This window comes from Amycolatopsis sp. CB00013 (assembly GCF_001905755.1).
GTDB lineage: Bacteria > Actinomycetota > Actinomycetes > Mycobacteriales > Pseudonocardiaceae > Amycolatopsis > Amycolatopsis japonica.
This window is the reverse complement of the sequence record NZ_LIWC01000001.1, coordinates 1,580,498-1,597,599: the sequence shown is the minus strand read 5'-3', so window position 1 is coordinate 1,597,599 and position 17,102 is coordinate 1,580,498. Positions and strand designations below refer to the sequence as shown.

Genomic DNA, 17,102 nt, shown 5'->3' with positions numbered 1-17,102 from the left:
AAGGAGATCGAGATGAGCGAACGCCGTCGAGTGCGCGAGGTGATGCGCGGCCAGGTGCTCACGGTACGGCCCGATACCCCGTTCAAGGGGATCACCGTCCTTCTCTCGTCGTGGGGAGTGAGCGGTGTGCCCGTCGTGGACGACGACGGCACGGTGGTCGGCGTCGTGTCCCAGCGTGATCTGCTGGAACGCGAGATCCGGCACCGTCTGCTGCGGTTCCGGCCCCGGTTACGGCGCAAGGTGCGGGGAAGCCACGCCGACGAGCTGATGACCGCGCCCGCGATCACGGTGCCGCAGGACGCCGGTGTGGCCGAAGCGATCCGGCTGATGGAGGACCACGGGGTGCACCGGCTGCCGGTTCTCGACGACGACGCGAAACTGGTGGGTATCGTCGGGAGATCCGATCTGCTGCGCGGCTTTCTCCGGTCGGACTCGGGGTTGCGCGAAGAGGTCCGTGACGAGGTCATCAAACGCGCGATGGCGATCGATCCCGACACTCTGTCGGTCGCCGTGCACAACGGCGTCGTGACGGTGAGCGGCCAGGTGGAGCGCACTGGCATGATCCCGGTGATCGTGGCGCTCATCCGGCGGCTCGACGGTGTGGTGGACGTCCGCGAACATCTCACCGCCGAACTGGACGACAGCCACCTGCCGATCGAGGAACCGGTCAACACCGGCGTCATCGAGGCGTTCCAGCGTCACTCCTGAGCCGATACGGCCCGCTTTCGTCCTTTGTGGAGCGGTGGTGTGGTGAAAGGCTCCCTTCGCTGCGGCTAATGCGGTGAAGGGAGCCTTCAGCCTGGCCAAGCGACATCGGGCCACCGTCGGCGTTCTCAGTTGCGGAAAAGGGCGACCTTGAGCGCGTCGCTCTCCTGAGGCCGGGCGAAGACGTCGTAGGCCTCGTCCATCTCGTCGAGTCCGAACCGGTGCGTGATGAACCGGGTCGTGTCGAGCCGTCCCGCCGCGAGCATCCGCAGCAGCATCGAGGTGCTCGAGGTGTCGACCAGGCCCGTGGTGATGGTGATGTCGCGGATCCAGAGGTTCTCCAGGTGCAGCGTCGCGGGCGCGCCGTGGACACCGACGTTCGCGACGTGCCCGCCGGGACGGACCAGTTCCGTGCACAGTTCGAAGGTCTCCGGCACGCCGACCGCTTCGATCGCGACGTCCGCCCCGAGGCCGCCGGTCACCTCGGCGATGGCCGCTGCCGGGTTCTCGCCGGGCTGGAGGAGTACGTCCGCGCCGAAGTTCTTCGCGGCGGCGAGCCTGCTCGGTTCCTTGTCGATCACCACGATGGAACTCGGCCCGAACAGCTGCGCCGTGGTGATCGCGGCGAGCCCGATCGGTCCCGCCCCGACGATCGCGACACAGTCGCCGGGTTGGACCTTCCCGTTGCGGGCGCCGACTTCGTAGGAGGTCGGCATGATGTCGGCCAGCATCAAGGCGGCCTCGTCCGCGACGCCTTTCGGCAGTAGGTAGGTGGACGTCTCGGCGAACGGAACGCGCACGAACTCCGCCTGTACGCCGTCGATCCGGTGGCCCAGGATCCAGCCGCCACCGCCGAGACACTGCCCGTAGACGGCCTTCCGGCAGTATTCGCATCGTCCGCACGCGGTGATACAGGAGACGAGTACCCGATCGCCCGGCTTCAGGGTCGTCACCGCCTGACCGACCTCCATGATCGTGCCGACCGCCTCGTGCCCGAGGACCCGGCCGTGCTCCACCGCCGGGACGTCGCCTTTCAGGATGTGCAGATCCGTGCCGCAGATGGTGACCGCGTCGACGCGGACGATCGCGTCGGTCGCCGCGGTGAGTTCCGGCTGGGGCCGGTCGGTCCAAGCCCGCCGCCCCGGCCCGTCGTAAACCAGCGCCTTCATGTTTTCTCCTTATTCGCGGAAGGATTGCCGGTTCGAGCCTTTCGCCGTGCAGGGATTCGACACAGAGCCGAAAGCCCCTGCGTGCCGAGACGTCCGGCCGCATCGCCGCCGCGACGGTTGCGAATCGGCGGTCCCCGAGGGTGGAGGTGACCACCGCGGCCGTCGACACGGGTCCGATCTCCGCGCTGATCGGGGCTCCCGCCGGAGAGGTCGCCGGCCTGTTCGCCGGAGTGTCCGCGTCCTGCCTGTCTTCAAGTGCCGCCTGCCCGATCGTGGTCGTCCGAGGACCGCATGACGCCGGGCCGGTAGTGGTCGGGGTGGACGGCAGTCCGTTGAGTGAGGAAGTGCTCGCCTGGGCCTTCGAAGAAGCCGCCAACCGGAAGGTCCCCTTGGTCGCGTTGCATGCGTGGCACGACGGCGATGTCGCGGGACTCTTCACCGGTGAAGTGCACTGCCTTTTCCCGGCGAATCTGTGCGGGAGAACGAAAATCGCGCCCTGGGGCAGCGGCTCGCCATCACGCCGAGTGTCCGGTCATGATCGTCCGAGAGACGCGCTCACTCGTTCCGTAACGGCACCCTGTGGAGCTCCGGCAGATCCACCGCCGAGGGTGACGATGCCGATATCGCCCTGCGACAGGATCCCATCCCCACGCACTCGCCGATGTCAGCCGTCATGGTGTGGCATCGCAGATGTGCATGAACCGTCGGGCGATCGCGGCAGAGACCCCAAGGTCCCTTCCCGCGGCGTCCTAGGTCCCTGGTGACGCGCCGGTCGACCGGCGTACCGATTAGGGCACCGACTTGGGAAGGACGATCGATGCGGACGAAGAAGACCATGACGACGCCCGAGGTGCGGGTGGCGGTACGCGGCGATATCGAACCGGATTCCGCGAGCCGTGCGGCCGCCAAGGTCTCGCGCCTGATGAGGCTCGCCCACCGGCCGGTACTGGCGGCTTCGGTGCGACTGACCAAGTACGGAGACCCCGCACGGGAGAAGTCGGTGACGGCGCAGGCGTCCCTGGACGTGAGCGGCAGGCCGGTACGCGCGCAGGCGGCGGCGTCGTCGGTGGACGAGGCGATCGATCGGATGGACGCGAAACTCCGGCAGCAACTGGAGAAGAGTGCCCTGCACTGGGAAGCCCGGCGAGGAGGGCGTCCCGTTCCGGATCCCGGCGAATGGCGCCACGAGTCGGTTGCCGCCGCACGCGGGCCCTGGTTCCCGAGGCCGGAGCGGGAACGAGAGATCGTGCGGCACAAGTCGTACTCGCTGGCCCGGTCGACGGTCGACGAGGCGTTCGTCGACATGCACCTCCTCGACTACGACTTCCATCTGTTCACCGAGACCGGTACCGGGCAGGACAGCGTGCTCTATCACGCCGGGCCGACCATGCATCGGCTCGCTCAGATCGTCCCGCCGGGCCCGCACGACCTGAGCCCCTTCAAGCTTCCTCTCACGATCAGCGGGCGGCCGGCGCCGTTTCTGGCCACAGTGGAGGCCGTGGAACGGCTCGGCCTGACCGGCTTGCCGTTCCTGTTCTACCTCGACGCCGAACGCGGCCGGGGCAGCGTCCTGTACCACCGCTACGACGGTCACTACGGCCTGATCACCCCGGCGGTCTAGGTGACTCTTCCCATGACCGAGCCACCGCGCGCCGGGCAGGCCGAGGTGCTGGCGGTGGCGGGGCTGACCAAGCGCTTCGGTGACCGGGTCGCCGTCGACGATGTCGGTTTCTCCATCCGCGCCGGCGAAACCTATGGCCTGCTTGGCCCGAACGGCGCGGGGAAGACGACCATCATCCGGCTGGTGTGCGGTTTGCTGCGGGCGGACGCCGGCAGCATCACGATCGCGGGTGCCGCCGACGGCGGGGCCGTGGTGTCCCGGGAACGGATCGGCTATGTCCCTCAGGATGTCGCGCTGTATCCGGATCTCACCGCACGGGAGAATCTGCGGTTCTTCGCCCGGTTGTACCGGCTACGCGGCAAGGCACTGGACCGGCGGATCGACGAAGTGCTGGAGTTGATCGGCCTCACCGACCGTGCCGGGGACCGGGTCGAGTCCTTCTCCGGTGGGATGCGCCGCCGGCTCAACATCGGAGCAGGCTTGATGCACCGGCCGACGCTGCTGATCCTCGACGAGCCGACGGTCGGGGTCGATCCGCAGAGCAGGCACGCGATCATGGAGAACGTGCGGGCGCTCGGCGCGAGCGGGATGGCCGTCCTGTACACCACGCACTACATGGAAGAGGCCGAACGGCTGTGCGACCGGGTCGGCATCATCGACCGCGGCCGCCTGATCGCCGAAGGCACCCGTCGCGAGCTGATAGACCGCCTGGGCGAGCATGACCGCATCACGCTCTCCACCGACGGGGATCCGGCCCGGCTGGTGGACCGGATCGGCTCTGTCACGGGAATCGAGAAAGTCGATTCCGCGGGCGACGAAGTCCACCTGATCGTGCGCGAGGGCCGTCGCATGCTGCCCGCGGTTCTCGACGCGGCCGAGAGGTCCGAGGTCGGAGTGCGCTCGGTCGAAGTGACCGAGCCCGACCTCGAGGCGGTCTTCCTCCACCTCACCGGCGCCGCACTCCGAGACTGAGGGAGCCGAAATGCATGCGGCGTTCGTCGTGGCGGCCAAGGACCTGCGCCAGCGGCTGCGGGACCGATCGGCGTGGGTACTCGGATTCCTCGCACCGGTGGCCGTGGCCTTGCTGATGAGCTTCGCCTTCCAGGGAGGGGAGCATTTCCACACCAAGGTGGCCGTCGTCGACCAGGACGGCGGGGCGTTGGCGACGGCGTTCACGGCTCTTCTCTCCGGACCAAAGCTGGACTCCGTACTCGACGTTGTCCCCGTGCCTGGCGAAGCCGAAGCCCGTGCATTGATCGACGAGGGGGGACTAGGTGCGGTTTTTCTGATCCCCCCAGGCTTCACCGCCGCGGCACACGGCGGCCCGGCCGAGCCGATGACCGTGCTTTCCGGAGTCGATTCGCCGCTCGCCGGAACGGTCGCCCGATCCATCGGCGAGTCCTTCGTCGCTCAGCTGAACGCCGACCGCCTCTCGATGGCGACGGCGCTGGCAGCCGGAGCCGGACCCGTGGATCCATCGGAGACCGCCGGATTGCGGCTTCCCGGGCAGGTCGTGCCCAAGGCGGCCGGGACCGGCCGGCTCACCGCGGCCGGATACTACGGTCCCGCGATGGGGATCTTCTTCATGTTCTTCGCGATCGGTTTCGGTGCGCGCGGATACTTCGAGGAACGTGCGAACGGCACCCTCGATCGGATCTCCGTCGCCCCGGTCGGCGCCGGAGCGCTGCTCCTCGGAAAGGCGTTGGCCACCTTCGTCTACGGCGTCGCCAGCCTGTCGTCGGTCGCGCTGATCACCGGTTTGGTTCTCGGTCCGGGGTGGGGGCCGCCGGTCGCCGTCGGCATGGTGATCGTCGCGCTGGCACTGACGCTGGTCTGTCTGACCGCCTTCGTGATCGCGGTGGCCGGCAGCGATCGGCAGGCAGAGGGCATCGCGTCACTGGTGATCTTCGGGCTGGTCCTGCTCGGCGGCAACTTCATCATGCTGGGCGGTGCACCGGAGATCATGCGGAAGCTCGCTCTGCTGACGCCGAACGGGTGGGCGTTGCGGGCCTTCACGGATCTCGCCGGGGGAGCGGGCTGGATCAGCGTCGTCCAGCCGGTCTTGGCGATTCTGTTGTTCTGCGTGGTGATTTCGGCCATCACGGTGCCGATCTACCGGAAGAGGTTCAGATGAACGTGGTGACCATCGCGTTGGTGTCGCTCCGGAGGCTGGCGCGAGACCGGATCGCGTTGTTCTTCATCGTCTTGCTACCGGTCGTCGTGATACTGGTGATCGGCGCGGTGATGCGTGGTCAGAACGGGTTCAGGGTCGCTGTCGTGGCGGCGGAAGGACGTTTCGCCGTCGAGCTGACCCAAAGTCTCGCCGCCGCGGGAACGCTGGTCACCAGTCCGTTCACCGAGGAGCAGGCGGCGAAGGACGCCTTGCGGCGCAACGAAGTCGACGCGGTTCTGCTCATCCCGGCCGGGATGGACGAGACTCTGACAGCCGGGGCGGCGGTCGAACTCCCGTTGCTCGCCACCGCCGCTTCGGGCACAGGTCAGGGAGCCTGGTCGGCGGTCGCGTCGGTGGTCGCGGACCACGCGGCGACCGTTCAGGCCGCCGCCTTCGCCGCGAGCCGGACCTCTGCTTCCTTCGACGAGCTGTTGCCACTGGCCCGCGCACTCGACCCGACGGTGCCTCAGATCGCCGTGCGAGCCGAAACGGTGGGAACCACCGGCGACGTACTGCCTCCGGGATTCAGCTACAGCGCGCCGACCATGCTCGTGTTCTTCGTCTTCATCAACGCGCTCGCCGGCGGTGCGGCCTTGATCCAGACCAGGCGGCTCGGTATCCATGCCCGGATCCTCGCCGGGCCGGCCTGCCCGCGTGAGGTCATCCTCGGTGAAACGCTTTGCTACCTCGCGTTGACCTTGCTCCAATCCGGTCTGATCATCGTGGTGGGCGGCCTGCTCTTCGGAGTCAACTGGGGCGACCCCCTCGCGGCTGTCACCTTGACCTTCATGTGGGGTCTCGTCGGTGCCGGCGCGGGGATGCTGAGCGGTGCCCTGTTCCGCACCCCTGAGCAGGCGTCGGCCATCGGCCCCGCGGTCGGCATCGGGGCCGGCATGCTCGGGGGCTGCACCTGGCCGTTGGAAATCGTTCCGCCCGCCGTACGCGCGGCAGGACACGTCACGCCGCACGCTTGGGCGGTCGACGCCTGGACCACGATCCTGTCGCGGGGCGGCGGACTCGTCGACATCTTGAGGCCCTTGGCGATGCTCGGTGCCTTCGCGGCCCTCTTCCTCGGCGCGGCGACGCTGCGGCTGCGGCGGTCCTTGACCGCTTGAGGCCGGCGGTGCGGCAGGACGAGCAACGCGCACCCAGTGCGGAAGCGCGGCGCCGTTCGGCGAGGACCGGGACCTCCAGCCCTGACCGGCGGCCCATGCCTGGACCGCGGGCAGTGCCGTGGCGTGGCCTTCCGGGCCGACGAACTCGATTCCGAATCGCGGACCGGATGGGGTGGTGACCACCGCCTGACCGGATGCTCAGTGGAGCGAGACAGTGAGCAGGACGGCGCTGTCGAGGAACGCCGTCAGGCGGTGCCGCTCGGGTGGGACGGCGGTCAGCCGACCGCGATCGAGGAGCCGGTCTCGTGGTCGTGGGTGCTCAGTCGAACGCTTCCGGTGATGACGTGCAGTGTGGCGGCCGGGGGCGAGTCGTGCTCCGCCAGTTGGGCGCCCTCGGCCATCACGATGAGGGTGGCCTCGGGGCGGCCGCTCATTGGTCAGGGTGATTCGTGCTCGAACGATCCGGTCGTCCTCCGCGATCGGACGGCCGAACCCGCGACGCCGGACAGCGTGATCGTGATGGCGAGCCCGATGGCCAGATTGATGATCGCCGTCGCGAGCCTCGCGTCGAGTGCGGCACCCAGGCTGAGCGGGATCACGACGGCGATCGCGGTGAAGAGCACCATGATCCAGCCGAAGAACGTCCTGGGCTTCGGCGCGGTGAGCAGCAGGAGGTGCAGCAGGGCGGTCGCCGCGAGTGCGATGGCCGCCGAGGCGAGGGCATAGGTGAGGCTGCTCGCGCCACCCCACGCACCTTCGCGGCTTGGTGCCAGTACGGCGACTTTGACCAGGCCGCGCGCGATCAGGATCCCGACGATCGCGGTCAGGGCGGCGGTCACCGCCGTCGCGGCACCGCCCGCCCACAGCCGTGCTCCGTTGACGGCAGGTCGATCCTTTTCCTCGAAGTCGTTGTCCATGGGGAAAACCTTGCTCGCCGGCCCCGTTGTGCAGAAGGGGCCGAGGAACCCCGATGGCGGGACCAACGGCCTGCGTACCGGGGTACGACGTTCCGCAGTGCCGGGCCGAGCAGGTAGCCGATCACGCCCTGGGTCCGCGCGCCGAGGACGTCGAGTGGGTACGGCCGCGTCAGTGCGCCTACCGCCGATGGCCTTCGCGGAACGCTTGGAGCCTGCGGCGGGTACTCGATGCCGGCACCGGGACCACGGTCCGGTACGCGGGAATGGACGGGCCACCGACGTCGGCCGTCCGAAGCATCGTCATACCCGCTCGGCCGACCTGGCGCCGGGGTCGAGCGGTCGTCTGCCGTAGGTGAGGTAGGCGATCGGCCCGATGAAGTTGATCGCGATGATGAGGGCCCATGCCTTCTTGGTACCCCGGATGTCTGTGGCGGGCCGCATCGCCAGATCGGTCCACGCCACTGTCGCGAGGGTGAGCTGGACTCCGGTGAGGAATCCCAGGACCGCGGCCGGGGGCTTGTGGCGTCCGGCTTCCTCGTCGTGGTTCATCATCCGCTCCCGTCGCTCGTCTTCCGGTTCGTCGAGCATCTCCGATAGGTGTCTCCGGTGGGAGGGACGGAGGTCCTGAGGTGTGGTCTGTTCGGCCTCGGTGGAATCGGCCTGGCGCGATCTTTTACCGGGAACCGGAGAAAATGAGTGTTCGCGGTCCGGCCGGGATCTATGACCGTCGGCGTGCCACTGCCTTGCGTAGTTCTTCGGCCCACAGGACGGAAGACGCGATCGCGGTGGCGGCGAGCCAGTCGAGGGCGGTCAAGGCGGTCGTGCCGAACAGGGATTGCGCGGCGGGCAGGTACACGGCGCAGATCTGCAGGGCGAGCACCGCACCCAGTGCTGCCCAGAGCCGCCTGTTACGGAAAAGGAGCCTGCCGAACGCCGAGGCACGTTCATCGCGGACGTTGAGGATGTTGAACAGCTGGAACACCACGAAGGTCACGAAGGCCAGGGTGTGCGCCACTTCGATGCCGCGGTCCAGGCCGTGGGCGAACGCGTAGAGGGTGCCGGCCACCATCACGAGTCCGGACAACAGGATCCGCGTCAGGCGTCCGGCGCTGAGGATCTGCGCTCCCGGGCGTCGTGGCGGCTCCTCCATGACGGCTCGCCGCGGTGGTTCCAGGCCGAGCGCCAGTGCCGGGGGGCCGTCGGCGATCACGTTGACCCACAACAACATCAGCGGTGTCAGAACGCTGGTTCCGGTACTGAACAACAGGGAGCCGAGCACCATGGTGAGGATCGCGGCGACATTGGTGCCCACCTGGAAGCGGACGAACTTGACGATGTTGTCGTAGATCGTGCGGCCGGCGCGGACTGCCCGGACGATGGTCGCGAAATTGTCGTCGGTGAGGATCATCGCAGCGGCTTCCTTGGACACGTCCGAACCGGTGATCCCCATGGCCACACCGATGTGGGCGGCTTTGAGCGCCGGTGCGTCGTTCACGCCGTCACCGGTCATGGCGACGACGTCGCCTCGCCGCTTGAGCGTGTCGACGATGCGGATCTTGTGCTCCGGTGCCACTCGCGCGAACACGCCGGTGGTGGTCGCGGCCTGTTCGAGGGCACGGTCGTCGAGCCGGTCGATGTCCGGCCCCGACATGCCGTCGCCCTCGATGCCGACCGCACGGGCGATGGAGGTCGCGGTGGCCAGGTGATCACCGGTGATCATCTTGACGTCGATGCCGGCGGCGTGGCATTCGGCGACCGCGGCGCGGGCTTCCGGTCGTGGTGGGTCGAGCAGGCCGATCAGCCCGATCAGGACCAGTCGTCGCGGCAGCGCGGGCGTCCCGGCGTCCGTGTCGCCGTGCGCGATCGCCAAGACGCGCTGACCGCGTCCCGCGAGATGATCGAGTTCCACCAGGACCCGGCGGCGTTCGTCGTCGTCGAGCGGGACGTCACCGTGTTCCCGGCGCACGTGCGTGGCCAGGTTGAGCAGGACGTCCGCCGCTCCTTTCACGTGCGCTCGGATCGCGGGGCCGCGACGATGGAACGTCGCCATGTATTTGAGGGCGGAGTCGAAGGGGATCTCGGAGACGCGGGGAGTGGCACCGCGCAGCGCCATGACGTCCAGTCCCGCTTTGCCCGCCAGGGTCACCAGCGCGCCCTCGGTCGGATCGCCGACCAGAGCGGCGTCTTGGACGACGGCGTCGTTGCACAGCACCGCGGTGGTCAGCAGCTCACCGAGGTCGGGGAGTTCACCACCGTCTTCGGCGGTGATCGCGCCTTCGAAGCCGTAGCCCTCACCCGACACCAGGTAGCGGAGACCGGCGTACCACAGCGAACGCGCGGTCATCTGGTTCAACGTGAGCGTGCCGGTCTTGTCGGTACAGATGACCGTCGTCGCGCCGAGGGTCTCCACCGCGGGGAGCCGTTTGACGATCGCGCGCTGACGGGCCATCCGCCGCATTCCCAGCGCCAGTGTCACCGTGACGACCGCGGGCAGTCCCTCCGGGATGGCGGCCACGCCGAGCGCGACGGCCAGCGTGATCACCTCACCGATACCGCCGCCTGCCGCGAATTGCAGTACCGCCACGAGCAGGACCGCCACGCCGGCGAGGTAGGCCAGGCGCACGCCGAGCCTGTCCAGCTGCCGCTGCAACGGTGTCCGTGTCGAATCGGTGCGTTCCAGCAGCCCGGCGACCTTGCCGATCTCCGTGCGCATGCCGGTGCCCGTGACCAGCAGCTCGCCGCGGCCCCTCGTGACGATGCTCGTCATGTGGGCCATGGACGTTCGATCGGGCAGCGCCACTTCGCTTTGCCGCGGCTCCACGGATTTGGGCACCGGGGTGGATTCGCCGGTCAACCCGGATTCGTCGGCTTCCAGGTTCACCGTCGACAGCACCCGGCCGTCCGCGGGCACGCGGTCACCGGCTTCCACCAGGACGACGTCACCCGGCACGAGTTCGGCAGCGGGCACCTCGGTCACCCGGCCGTCGCGGCGGACCCGGGCAGACGGGCTGAGCAGGCTCTTCAGTGCGGCGACCGCTCGATCCGCCCGTCGTTCCTGCACGAAACCCAGGACGCCGTTCAAGCCGAGGACCAGCCCGATGACGAGCGCTTCCCGATACGACCGCTCCACCACGCCCGCCAACGCGGCCGCCACCACGAGCACGAGGTTCAGCGGGCTGGCCACCTGTGCCACCAGTACCCGCCACCACGGCCTGGACGCCGCCTCGGCGAGCCGGTTGGGCCCGGTCATCTCGAGCCGGTCGCTCGCGTCCGAGGAATCCAGGCCACGTTCCGGATCGACGTCGAGGCGGGACGCCAGCTCTCCGGCCTCCGAACACCAGGGACCGGAAACTTCCAATAGCCGGCTGGCGGCTCGTGCGACTCCGTTCACCGGCACGGCTTTCACTGCCAGGCGGGCGGGACGACGGCCACCGCAGAGGCGGAGTGGTGGATCAGCGCCTGGCTGGTGGAGCCCAGAAGCAGTCCGCGGAAGCCACCTCGGCCTCGGGAACCGACAACGACGAGCTGGGCGTCCTGCGAGTGTTCGAGGAGCGTGTGCGCGGGCCGGTCGCGAACGACGACACCCTGTACGGGGACGTCGGGATACCTGCTTCGGTAGGCGTCGAGTTGCTGGTCCACCAGCCGCGTCTCCACTGAATGGATGCTCTCCCAGTCCAGAGCGGCGACGAACTTCCATGCGATGTCCACGGCGAAGTCCGACCAGGCGCGCACGGCGACCAGACGTGTACCGCGCGCCGCGGCGGCGTCGAACGCGAAAGCCAAAGCCGCTTCACTTGTCGGCGAACCGTCCACACCGACGACGACCGGTGCGTCCTGTGGCCGATCCGTTCCCCGGACGACGATGACCGGGCAGTGCCCGTGCGTCGCCACCGCGACCGCGATCGAGCCGACCAGCAGCCCGGTGAACCCGCCAAGGCCGCGAGAGCCCAGCACGATCAACTCCGCCGAGGCCGATCGCCCGATGAGGTGCTCGGCCGCGGCTCCGCCGCGCAGCTCGGTGGTCACGTCGACCGCGGGGGCGGCTTCCCTGGCCGCCTCCGAGGCGGCCGCGAGCACTTCCCGTCCTTGTTCGGTCAGCGCGTCGGCGTACGGCCTCGGCAACTCGACCCCGGGCGGCAGCTGTACCGGGATGAGCATGCAGGCATGCGTGATCGACAACGGCGCCTTCCGCCTCGCCGCTTCGGTCGCGGCCCAGCGCGCCGCGTGGAGGGCCGAAGAAGAGCCGTCCACACCCACCACTACCGGTCGCACGTCTGGTGCGGTCATCGTGTCCTCGAATCGGGAGTACGCCCGCAGGCACTGCTGATCACGTCACCCACCTTGTCGTTCCCCGGATTCCGGTCCCAGTGCCATCGGCCGAGGTTCGCAGGGACCAAGGTCCCCGGCCGAGTACGTCGAAGATCCCTAGGTGCCGCACCCCGTTCCCGGCAGGATCGGGAAAAGAGAGACCGGTCGTGGCCGCATCGGCGCCTTGCGAGGCCTGGTCCGCTTCCCCGAAGAAGGAGAATTCCTTGCTGTCCCCAGCATCCGCCGAGGTGGTTCGCGCCACCTTGCCCGTCGTGCGCGCGCACGCCGTGGAAATCACCGGTGAGTTCTACTCGTCGATGTTCGCCGCGCATCCGGAACTGCTCGACCTGTTCAACCAGGGCAACCAGGCCGACGGCCGCCAGAAGCTCGCGCTGGCGTCGGCCGTCGCCGGCTTCGCCGAACACCTGCTCGACGGCGACGACGCCGTGCCGTTCGAACGCGTCGCCGAGCGGATCGCGCACAAGCACGTGTCGCTGGGCATCCGGGCCGAGCAGTACCCGCTCGTCGGTCACTATTTGCTCAACGCCGTCGGTACGGTCCTCGGTGCCGCGGTCACCCCCGAAGTCTCCGCGGCGTGGCACGAGGTCTACTGGCTGCTCGCCTGCCGGCTGATCTCGGCCGAAGCCCGTCTCTATGAACGCGGCGATCTCGATCCCGCCGACCTCTGGCGACGCTGGCGCGTGGCCAAACGCGTCGACGAGGCCGTCGACGCGGTGTCGTTCACGCTGGTGCCCGATGACGGCGCGGCTGTCCCAGAGCTCTTGCCCGGCCAGTACGTTTCGGTTGCTGTGGACCTGCCCGACGGCCGTCGCCAGCCACGCCAGTACTCACTGTCGCAGGGTCCTGGAAGGGGTTCGTTGCGGATCACCGTCCGCCGGGTTCGCGGCCACGACGGCGCCCCGGACGGCGCGGTGTCCAACCACCTCCACGACCGTGTGGCCGAAGACGACACCCTGCTACTCGGGCCACCCGCGGGCGAGACGACCCTCGACACCGGCGACGGACCGGTGCTCCTGGCCAGCGCCGGGATCGGGATCACCCCGATGGCCGCCATGCTGGATCACCTCGCCTGCACCCAGCCGACCCGGCGGATCATCCTCGCCCACGCCGACCGCTCACCCGCCCACCACGCGCTCCGTCGCGAATGCGCCCAGGCGGCAACGGGTTTGGGTGACGTCGAGGAGTTGTACTGGTACGAGAACGACCACGATGACAGCTCGCGGCCCGGTCTCATGGACGTCGACGCGCTCCCGCTACCTCCGGGCACTACCGCCTACCTGTGTGGTCCCTTGCCGTTCATGCACGGGATCCGCGCCGGGCTGATCCGGCGCGGCCTGGCCGCCGAACGCGTCCACTACGAGGTGTTCGGCCCCGGAATGCTCGACCGGGACTGACCCCGGTGTGAAGTACATGAAGGCCCCCTTCCTTGCGCCTGACGCAAGGAAGGGGGCCTTCATGTACTTGTTGAGGCGGCTGAGCGCGGAGACGTCGGCGTCGCTGCAGAACCCGGTCAGACGACGTTTGAGACAGAGCAGGCCCACGATGGTGCCGTCGTGATCGACAACGGCGAATCGCCGTTGTCCACGGGCCAAGAGGAGCAGGCGTGCCTGTTCGGCGGGCATGTCCACGGCGACCGTCCGGCCCGACATCCGCGAGTGGGGCAGAGCGAGGCCGGTGCCGTCCAGGTCCGAGGGCAGGTCGGTTCGGATGAGGGTGCCGATGAGACGTCCGGACTCCGTGAGCAGGAGCATGTGGACGTGGTCGTCGGCGAAGCAGGCCCAGGCCTGATCGACGGAAATGTCCACTGGTGACGTTTTGGGCTGTCGCACCAGCACGTCACCGACGGTCTTGCCGATCAGCTCGGGCGGAGCGATTGCAGGCACGGCATGTCCTTTCCTGAGGGACAAGGCGAGCGTGACGTGTCGGCGCGAGGTGGTCGTGAGTGGCGATTCGGGTTCTAACCCGAATCGCCACTCACGACCCCGTCCAGGTTTCAATGCCGGGTGTCGTGCAGGGTTCGATCTCGCACGGTGGCCGGCGTCGGTGCAGGAGTGGCGGGCTTCCCCGGGCGGCCGCGGTAAACGACGTAGGGCCGCCACAGATAGGCCAGCGGCGCCGACCACACGTGGACCAGCCTCGTGAAGGGCCACAGCGCGAGGAACAGGCATCCGCCGATCGCGTGCAGTTGGTAGACGAGCGGCGCCCCGGTCATCAGGTGCGGTTCGGGCGAGAACCAGAAGATGCCGCGGAACCAGACTGCGATCGTCTCGCGGTAGTCGTAACCTTCGCCGAGGAGGTTGGTGCCGACCGTGGCGGTCATCCCGAGCACTACCATCGCGGCCAGCGCGACGTAGAGCACCTTGTCCATCGTCGTGGTGACCCGCCGGACACGGCCGTTGACGAAGCGGCGGGCGATCAGCAAGGCGAGGCCCGCCACGAGCATGACACCGGTGACGGTGCCGCCCCAGACGGCGGTGGCGTGGTAGAAGTGCTCGGATATCCCGATCTTCGCCGTCACCGAAGCGGGCACCAGCAGGCCCATGGCGTGACCGGCGATGACACCGAACGCTCCGAGATGGAACAACGGTGAGCCCAGCCGCAGGATGCGGCTCTCCAGCAGTTGGCTGGTATGGGTGGTCCAGCCGAACTGGTCGTGGCGCCACCGCCACACGTGGCCGAGCACGAACACCGCCAGGCAGGCGTAGGGGACGACGATCCAGACGAACGTGCTCACGGGACACTCTCCATCGAACGGTGGGTGAAGGGGTGTGCGTGGGCACACGCTTCGGTACTGAGATCGGGACCGAAGCCGATGGTGTCGACATCGGTGCCGTAAGGCGCCAGTCCGACCGACTCCACGGGAGGGCCGTCTTCGGCGAGCGCGCGGATCGTGGCCCGGTCGGCCTCGGTCAGGGGAGGCAACGCGGCGACGAGCGCCTCGAGCAGATGCCGGTACGGCGATCCGCTTTCGTCCAAAGTGGACCGCAGGAGCTCCAGGCCCCTGCGGTGCTGGCGCAGCGGAGCCTCCCCGTCGCCCGGGCCCGCGACCGCGGCGAACTCGAGTACCACCGGCAGCAGGTCGGGCAGCTCGCCCGGGGTCAGGCGCAGGCCGTGGGCGCGGTAGCGCTGTTTGAGGGTGAGCAGGGCGATGCCGCGTTTGCGGGTGTCGCCGTGCAGGTAGTAGGTCAGGTACAGCCCCGAGCGGCGGCGCAGGTCGAACGTGCGGACGTAGTGGGTCTCGACCTGGAGGGAGTCGGTGCTCAGGAACCAGTCGAGGAACGTGGTGAGCTGTTCCCGTACCTCGTCGTGGGTGACGTCGCCGACGGCGGAGGTCAGTTCCTTCCCCGCCCCGATCAGTGCGGCGTCGGGGTAGGTGAGCAGCACCGAGGTGAGTTCGAACAGCCGGGTCCGGTCGGCCCCCTCCACAAAGGACTGTTCGGATGCGGTCATGAGCGGCCTCCGGCGGGGTCGATGGTCAGGCCGAGCCTGCCGTCGCCGCGGCGGGCGAACAGGCTCCGGCGGCCCGGGCGGACCTGCTGGTCTTCGGTCACCAAGTGGAACCGCTCCGCGGTGGCGGCCGATTCGGTCATCCCGGGGCCGCCGTCGCAGTCCAGGGAACAGTCCGAAGTGGACGCCGCCTGTGCTTCGAGCGCGGCGGCGTCCTTGGCGTAGGCGGCGGGGATGACGTAGCGCTCGTCGTACTTGGCGATCGCGAGCAGCCGGTACATCGCCTCGACCTCGTCGCCGGACATGCCGACGGCCTCGCAGAGTTCCTCGGCGACGGTGCCGTCGAGGGTGCGGGCGCGCATGTAGGAGCGCATCGCGGCGAGCTTCATCAGCACGCCGGCCACCGCGTCGGCGTCGCCCGCGGTGAACAGTTCGGCCAGGTATTCCACGGGGATCCGCAGATCACGGATGGTGTGGAAGACGTCGTCGGCGTCGGTGTCGTCGCGCCCCGCCGCGTTGACGGCGTCCAGCACGGGGGAGAGCGGCGGGACATACCAGACCATCGGCAGGGTGCGGTATTCCGGGTGCAGCGGCAAAGCGATCTGGTACTCGCTGATCAGCTTCCACACCGGCGAGGCCTGCGCGGCGAGCACCCACTCCTCGGGCAGGCCCGCCTCGGTCGCCAGGCGCACCGTCTCGGGATCGTGCGGGTCGAGGAACACCGCTCGTTGCTCGGCCAGGAGTTCCTGCTCGTCTTCGACGGAGGCGGCGGCGAGCACCGCGTCCTCGTCGTAGAAGACCAGCCCCAGATAGCGCAGCCTGCCGACGCAGGTCTCCGAACAGATGGTGGGCTGGCCTGCTTCGATGCGCGGGAAGCAGAAGGTGCACTTCTCGGCCTTGCCGGTGGCGTGGTTGACGTAGACCTTCTTGTAGGGACAGGCGCTCACGCACATCCGCCAGCCGCGGCAGCGGTCCTGGTCGACCAGGACGATGCCGTCCTCCTCGCGTTTGTACATCGCGCCCGACGGGCAGGCCGAGACGCAGGCGGGGTTGAGACAGTGCTCGCAGATCCGCGGCAGGTGGAACATGAAGGTCTTCTCGAACTCGAACTTCACCCGTGCCGCCGCGTCGGGGTCCATCGCGGTGATGTTGGGGTCGGTCCCGGCGCGTTCGTGGGCGCCGCCGAGGCCGTCCTCCCAGTTCGCGCCCCATTGGAGGCTCATCGGTTCCCCGGTGAGGGCCGACCTCGGTTGCTTGACCGGGGTGTCGGTGAGTCCGGCGGGCGCGGTGACGAGGACGTCCTTGTCGAAGGTCGCGGGCTCGTAGTAGTCCTCGAGCGTTGGAAGGTCAGGGTTGGCGAAGATGCGCGAAAGCCGCTTCGCGCGGCCGCCGGAGCGCAGGACCAGCCGTCCCTTCTTGTCGAGTTTCCAGCCGCCCTTCCAACGTTCCTGATCCTCATAGTGCTTGGGGTAACCGATACCGGGTTTGGTCTCGACGTTGTTGAACCAGACGTACTCGGTGCCTTCGCGGTTGGTCCAAGTCTGCTTGCAGGTCACCGAGCAGGTGTGGCAGCCGATGCACTTGTCGAGGTTCATCACCATCGCGACCTGGGCGCGGATGCGCATG

At 68.6% G+C, this 17,102-nt stretch carries 16 protein-coding genes and 1 pseudogene; 7 read left to right on the top strand and 10 right to left on the bottom strand.

Features of this window, described 5'->3' with window-relative positions; all coding sequences use genetic code 11:
• Positions 1-12: 12 nt before the first annotated feature.
• A complete protein-coding gene (locus tag AMK34_RS07160; protein ID WP_073844640.1) occupies positions 13-708 on the top strand; it encodes a CBS domain-containing protein in 696 nt (231 codons plus the stop codon).
• Between the two features lie 125 nt (positions 709-833).
• Here AMK34_RS07160 and AMK34_RS07155 read toward each other — a convergent pair whose 3' ends face one another.
• Entirely contained in the window at positions 834-1,874 is a 1,041-nt protein-coding gene (locus AMK34_RS07155; protein ID WP_073843768.1) for a zinc-dependent alcohol dehydrogenase family protein, read from the bottom strand.
• A gap of 140 nt (positions 1,875-2,014) precedes the next feature.
• On the opposite strand from AMK34_RS07155, the gene AMK34_RS43910 reads away from it, so the two are divergent.
• Genes AMK34_RS43910 through AMK34_RS07130 form a run of 5 tightly spaced genes read left to right on the top strand, consistent with a single transcriptional unit; the run spans position 2,015 to position 6,783 of the window.
• Complete coding sequence (locus tag AMK34_RS43910) at positions 2,015-2,638, top strand: universal stress protein (RefSeq protein WP_073843767.1); 624 nt, start codon at positions 2,015-2,017, stop codon at positions 2,636-2,638.
• A gap of 53 nt (positions 2,639-2,691) precedes the next feature.
• Entirely contained in the window at positions 2,692-3,495 is an 804-nt protein-coding gene (locus AMK34_RS07145; protein WP_073843765.1) for a sigma 54 modulation/S30EA ribosomal C-terminal domain-containing protein, read from the top strand.
• 12 nt (positions 3,496-3,507) lie between these two features.
• Entirely contained in the window at positions 3,508-4,467 is a 960-nt protein-coding gene (locus AMK34_RS07140) for an ABC transporter ATP-binding protein (protein WP_073843763.1), read from the top strand.
• Between the two features lie 10 nt (positions 4,468-4,477).
• Positions 4,478-5,629, top strand: coding sequence for an ABC transporter permease (locus AMK34_RS07135; RefSeq protein ID WP_073843762.1), 1,152 nt, complete (start codon positions 4,478-4,480; stop codon positions 5,627-5,629).
• The gene (locus AMK34_RS07130) at positions 5,626-6,783 is read left to right on the top strand and encodes an ABC transporter permease (RefSeq protein WP_073843761.1); all 1,158 of its coding nucleotides are present in this window, start codon (positions 5,626-5,628) and stop codon (positions 6,781-6,783) included. The genes AMK34_RS07135 and AMK34_RS07130 overlap by 4 nt, the downstream gene beginning before the upstream one ends.
• A 275-nt stretch (positions 6,784-7,058) precedes the next feature.
• On the opposite strand, the gene AMK34_RS42955 is transcribed toward AMK34_RS07130, so the two are convergent.
• The 5 genes from AMK34_RS42955 to AMK34_RS07105 form a co-directional block, all read right to left on the bottom strand.
• Positions 7,059-7,217, bottom strand: coding sequence for a hypothetical protein (locus AMK34_RS42955; RefSeq protein ID WP_158073273.1), 159 nt, complete (start codon positions 7,215-7,217; stop codon positions 7,059-7,061).
• A gap of 3 nt (positions 7,218-7,220) precedes the next feature.
• Positions 7,221-7,700 carry a DUF6069 family protein gene (locus tag AMK34_RS07125; protein WP_073843760.1) on the bottom strand — a complete coding sequence of 160 codons (480 nt, stop codon included), beginning with the start codon at positions 7,698-7,700 and terminating at the stop codon, positions 7,221-7,223.
• A gap of 300 nt (positions 7,701-8,000) precedes the next feature.
• Positions 8,001-8,288, bottom strand: a complete 288-nt coding sequence (locus AMK34_RS07115; RefSeq protein WP_241832702.1) for a PLD nuclease N-terminal domain-containing protein — start codon at positions 8,286-8,288, stop codon at positions 8,001-8,003.
• A 130-nt stretch (positions 8,289-8,418) separates the two neighbouring features.
• Positions 8,419-11,091 (bottom strand): cation-translocating P-type ATPase, encoded by a 2,673-nt coding sequence (locus AMK34_RS07110; RefSeq protein ID WP_241832701.1) that lies wholly within the window; start codon positions 11,089-11,091, stop codon positions 8,419-8,421.
• Positions 11,092-11,102: 11 nt separating this feature from the next.
• A complete protein-coding gene (locus tag AMK34_RS07105; protein ID WP_073843755.1) occupies positions 11,103-11,987 on the bottom strand; it encodes a universal stress protein in 885 nt (294 codons plus the stop codon).
• 245 nt (positions 11,988-12,232) lie between these two features.
• Between AMK34_RS07105 and AMK34_RS07100 the strand changes: the two genes are divergently transcribed.
• A complete protein-coding gene (locus tag AMK34_RS07100) occupies positions 12,233-13,423 on the top strand; it encodes a globin domain-containing protein (protein WP_073843753.1) in 1,191 nt (396 codons plus the stop codon).
• A 183-nt stretch (positions 13,424-13,606) separates the two neighbouring features.
• On the opposite strand, the pseudogene AMK34_RS43905 reads toward AMK34_RS07100, so the two are convergent.
• The 4 genes and pseudogenes from AMK34_RS43905 to narH form a co-directional block, all read right to left on the bottom strand.
• Positions 13,607-13,651: pseudogene (locus AMK34_RS43905) on the bottom strand (hypothetical protein); the annotation flags it as partial.
• A gap of 371 nt (positions 13,652-14,022) precedes the next feature.
• Positions 14,023-14,763, bottom strand: coding sequence for a respiratory nitrate reductase subunit gamma (narI, locus tag AMK34_RS07095; protein WP_073843751.1), 741 nt, complete (start codon positions 14,761-14,763; stop codon positions 14,023-14,025).
• Positions 14,760-15,479, bottom strand: coding sequence for a nitrate reductase molybdenum cofactor assembly chaperone (narJ, locus tag AMK34_RS07090; RefSeq protein WP_073843749.1), 720 nt, complete (start codon positions 15,477-15,479; stop codon positions 14,760-14,762). The genes narI and narJ overlap by 4 nt, the downstream gene beginning before the upstream one ends.
• A complete protein-coding gene (gene narH, locus AMK34_RS07085; protein ID WP_073843747.1) occupies positions 15,476-17,101 on the bottom strand; it encodes a nitrate reductase subunit beta in 1,626 nt (541 codons plus the stop codon). The genes narJ and narH overlap by 4 nt, the downstream gene beginning before the upstream one ends.
• Between the last annotated feature and the right edge of the window lies 1 nt (position 17,102).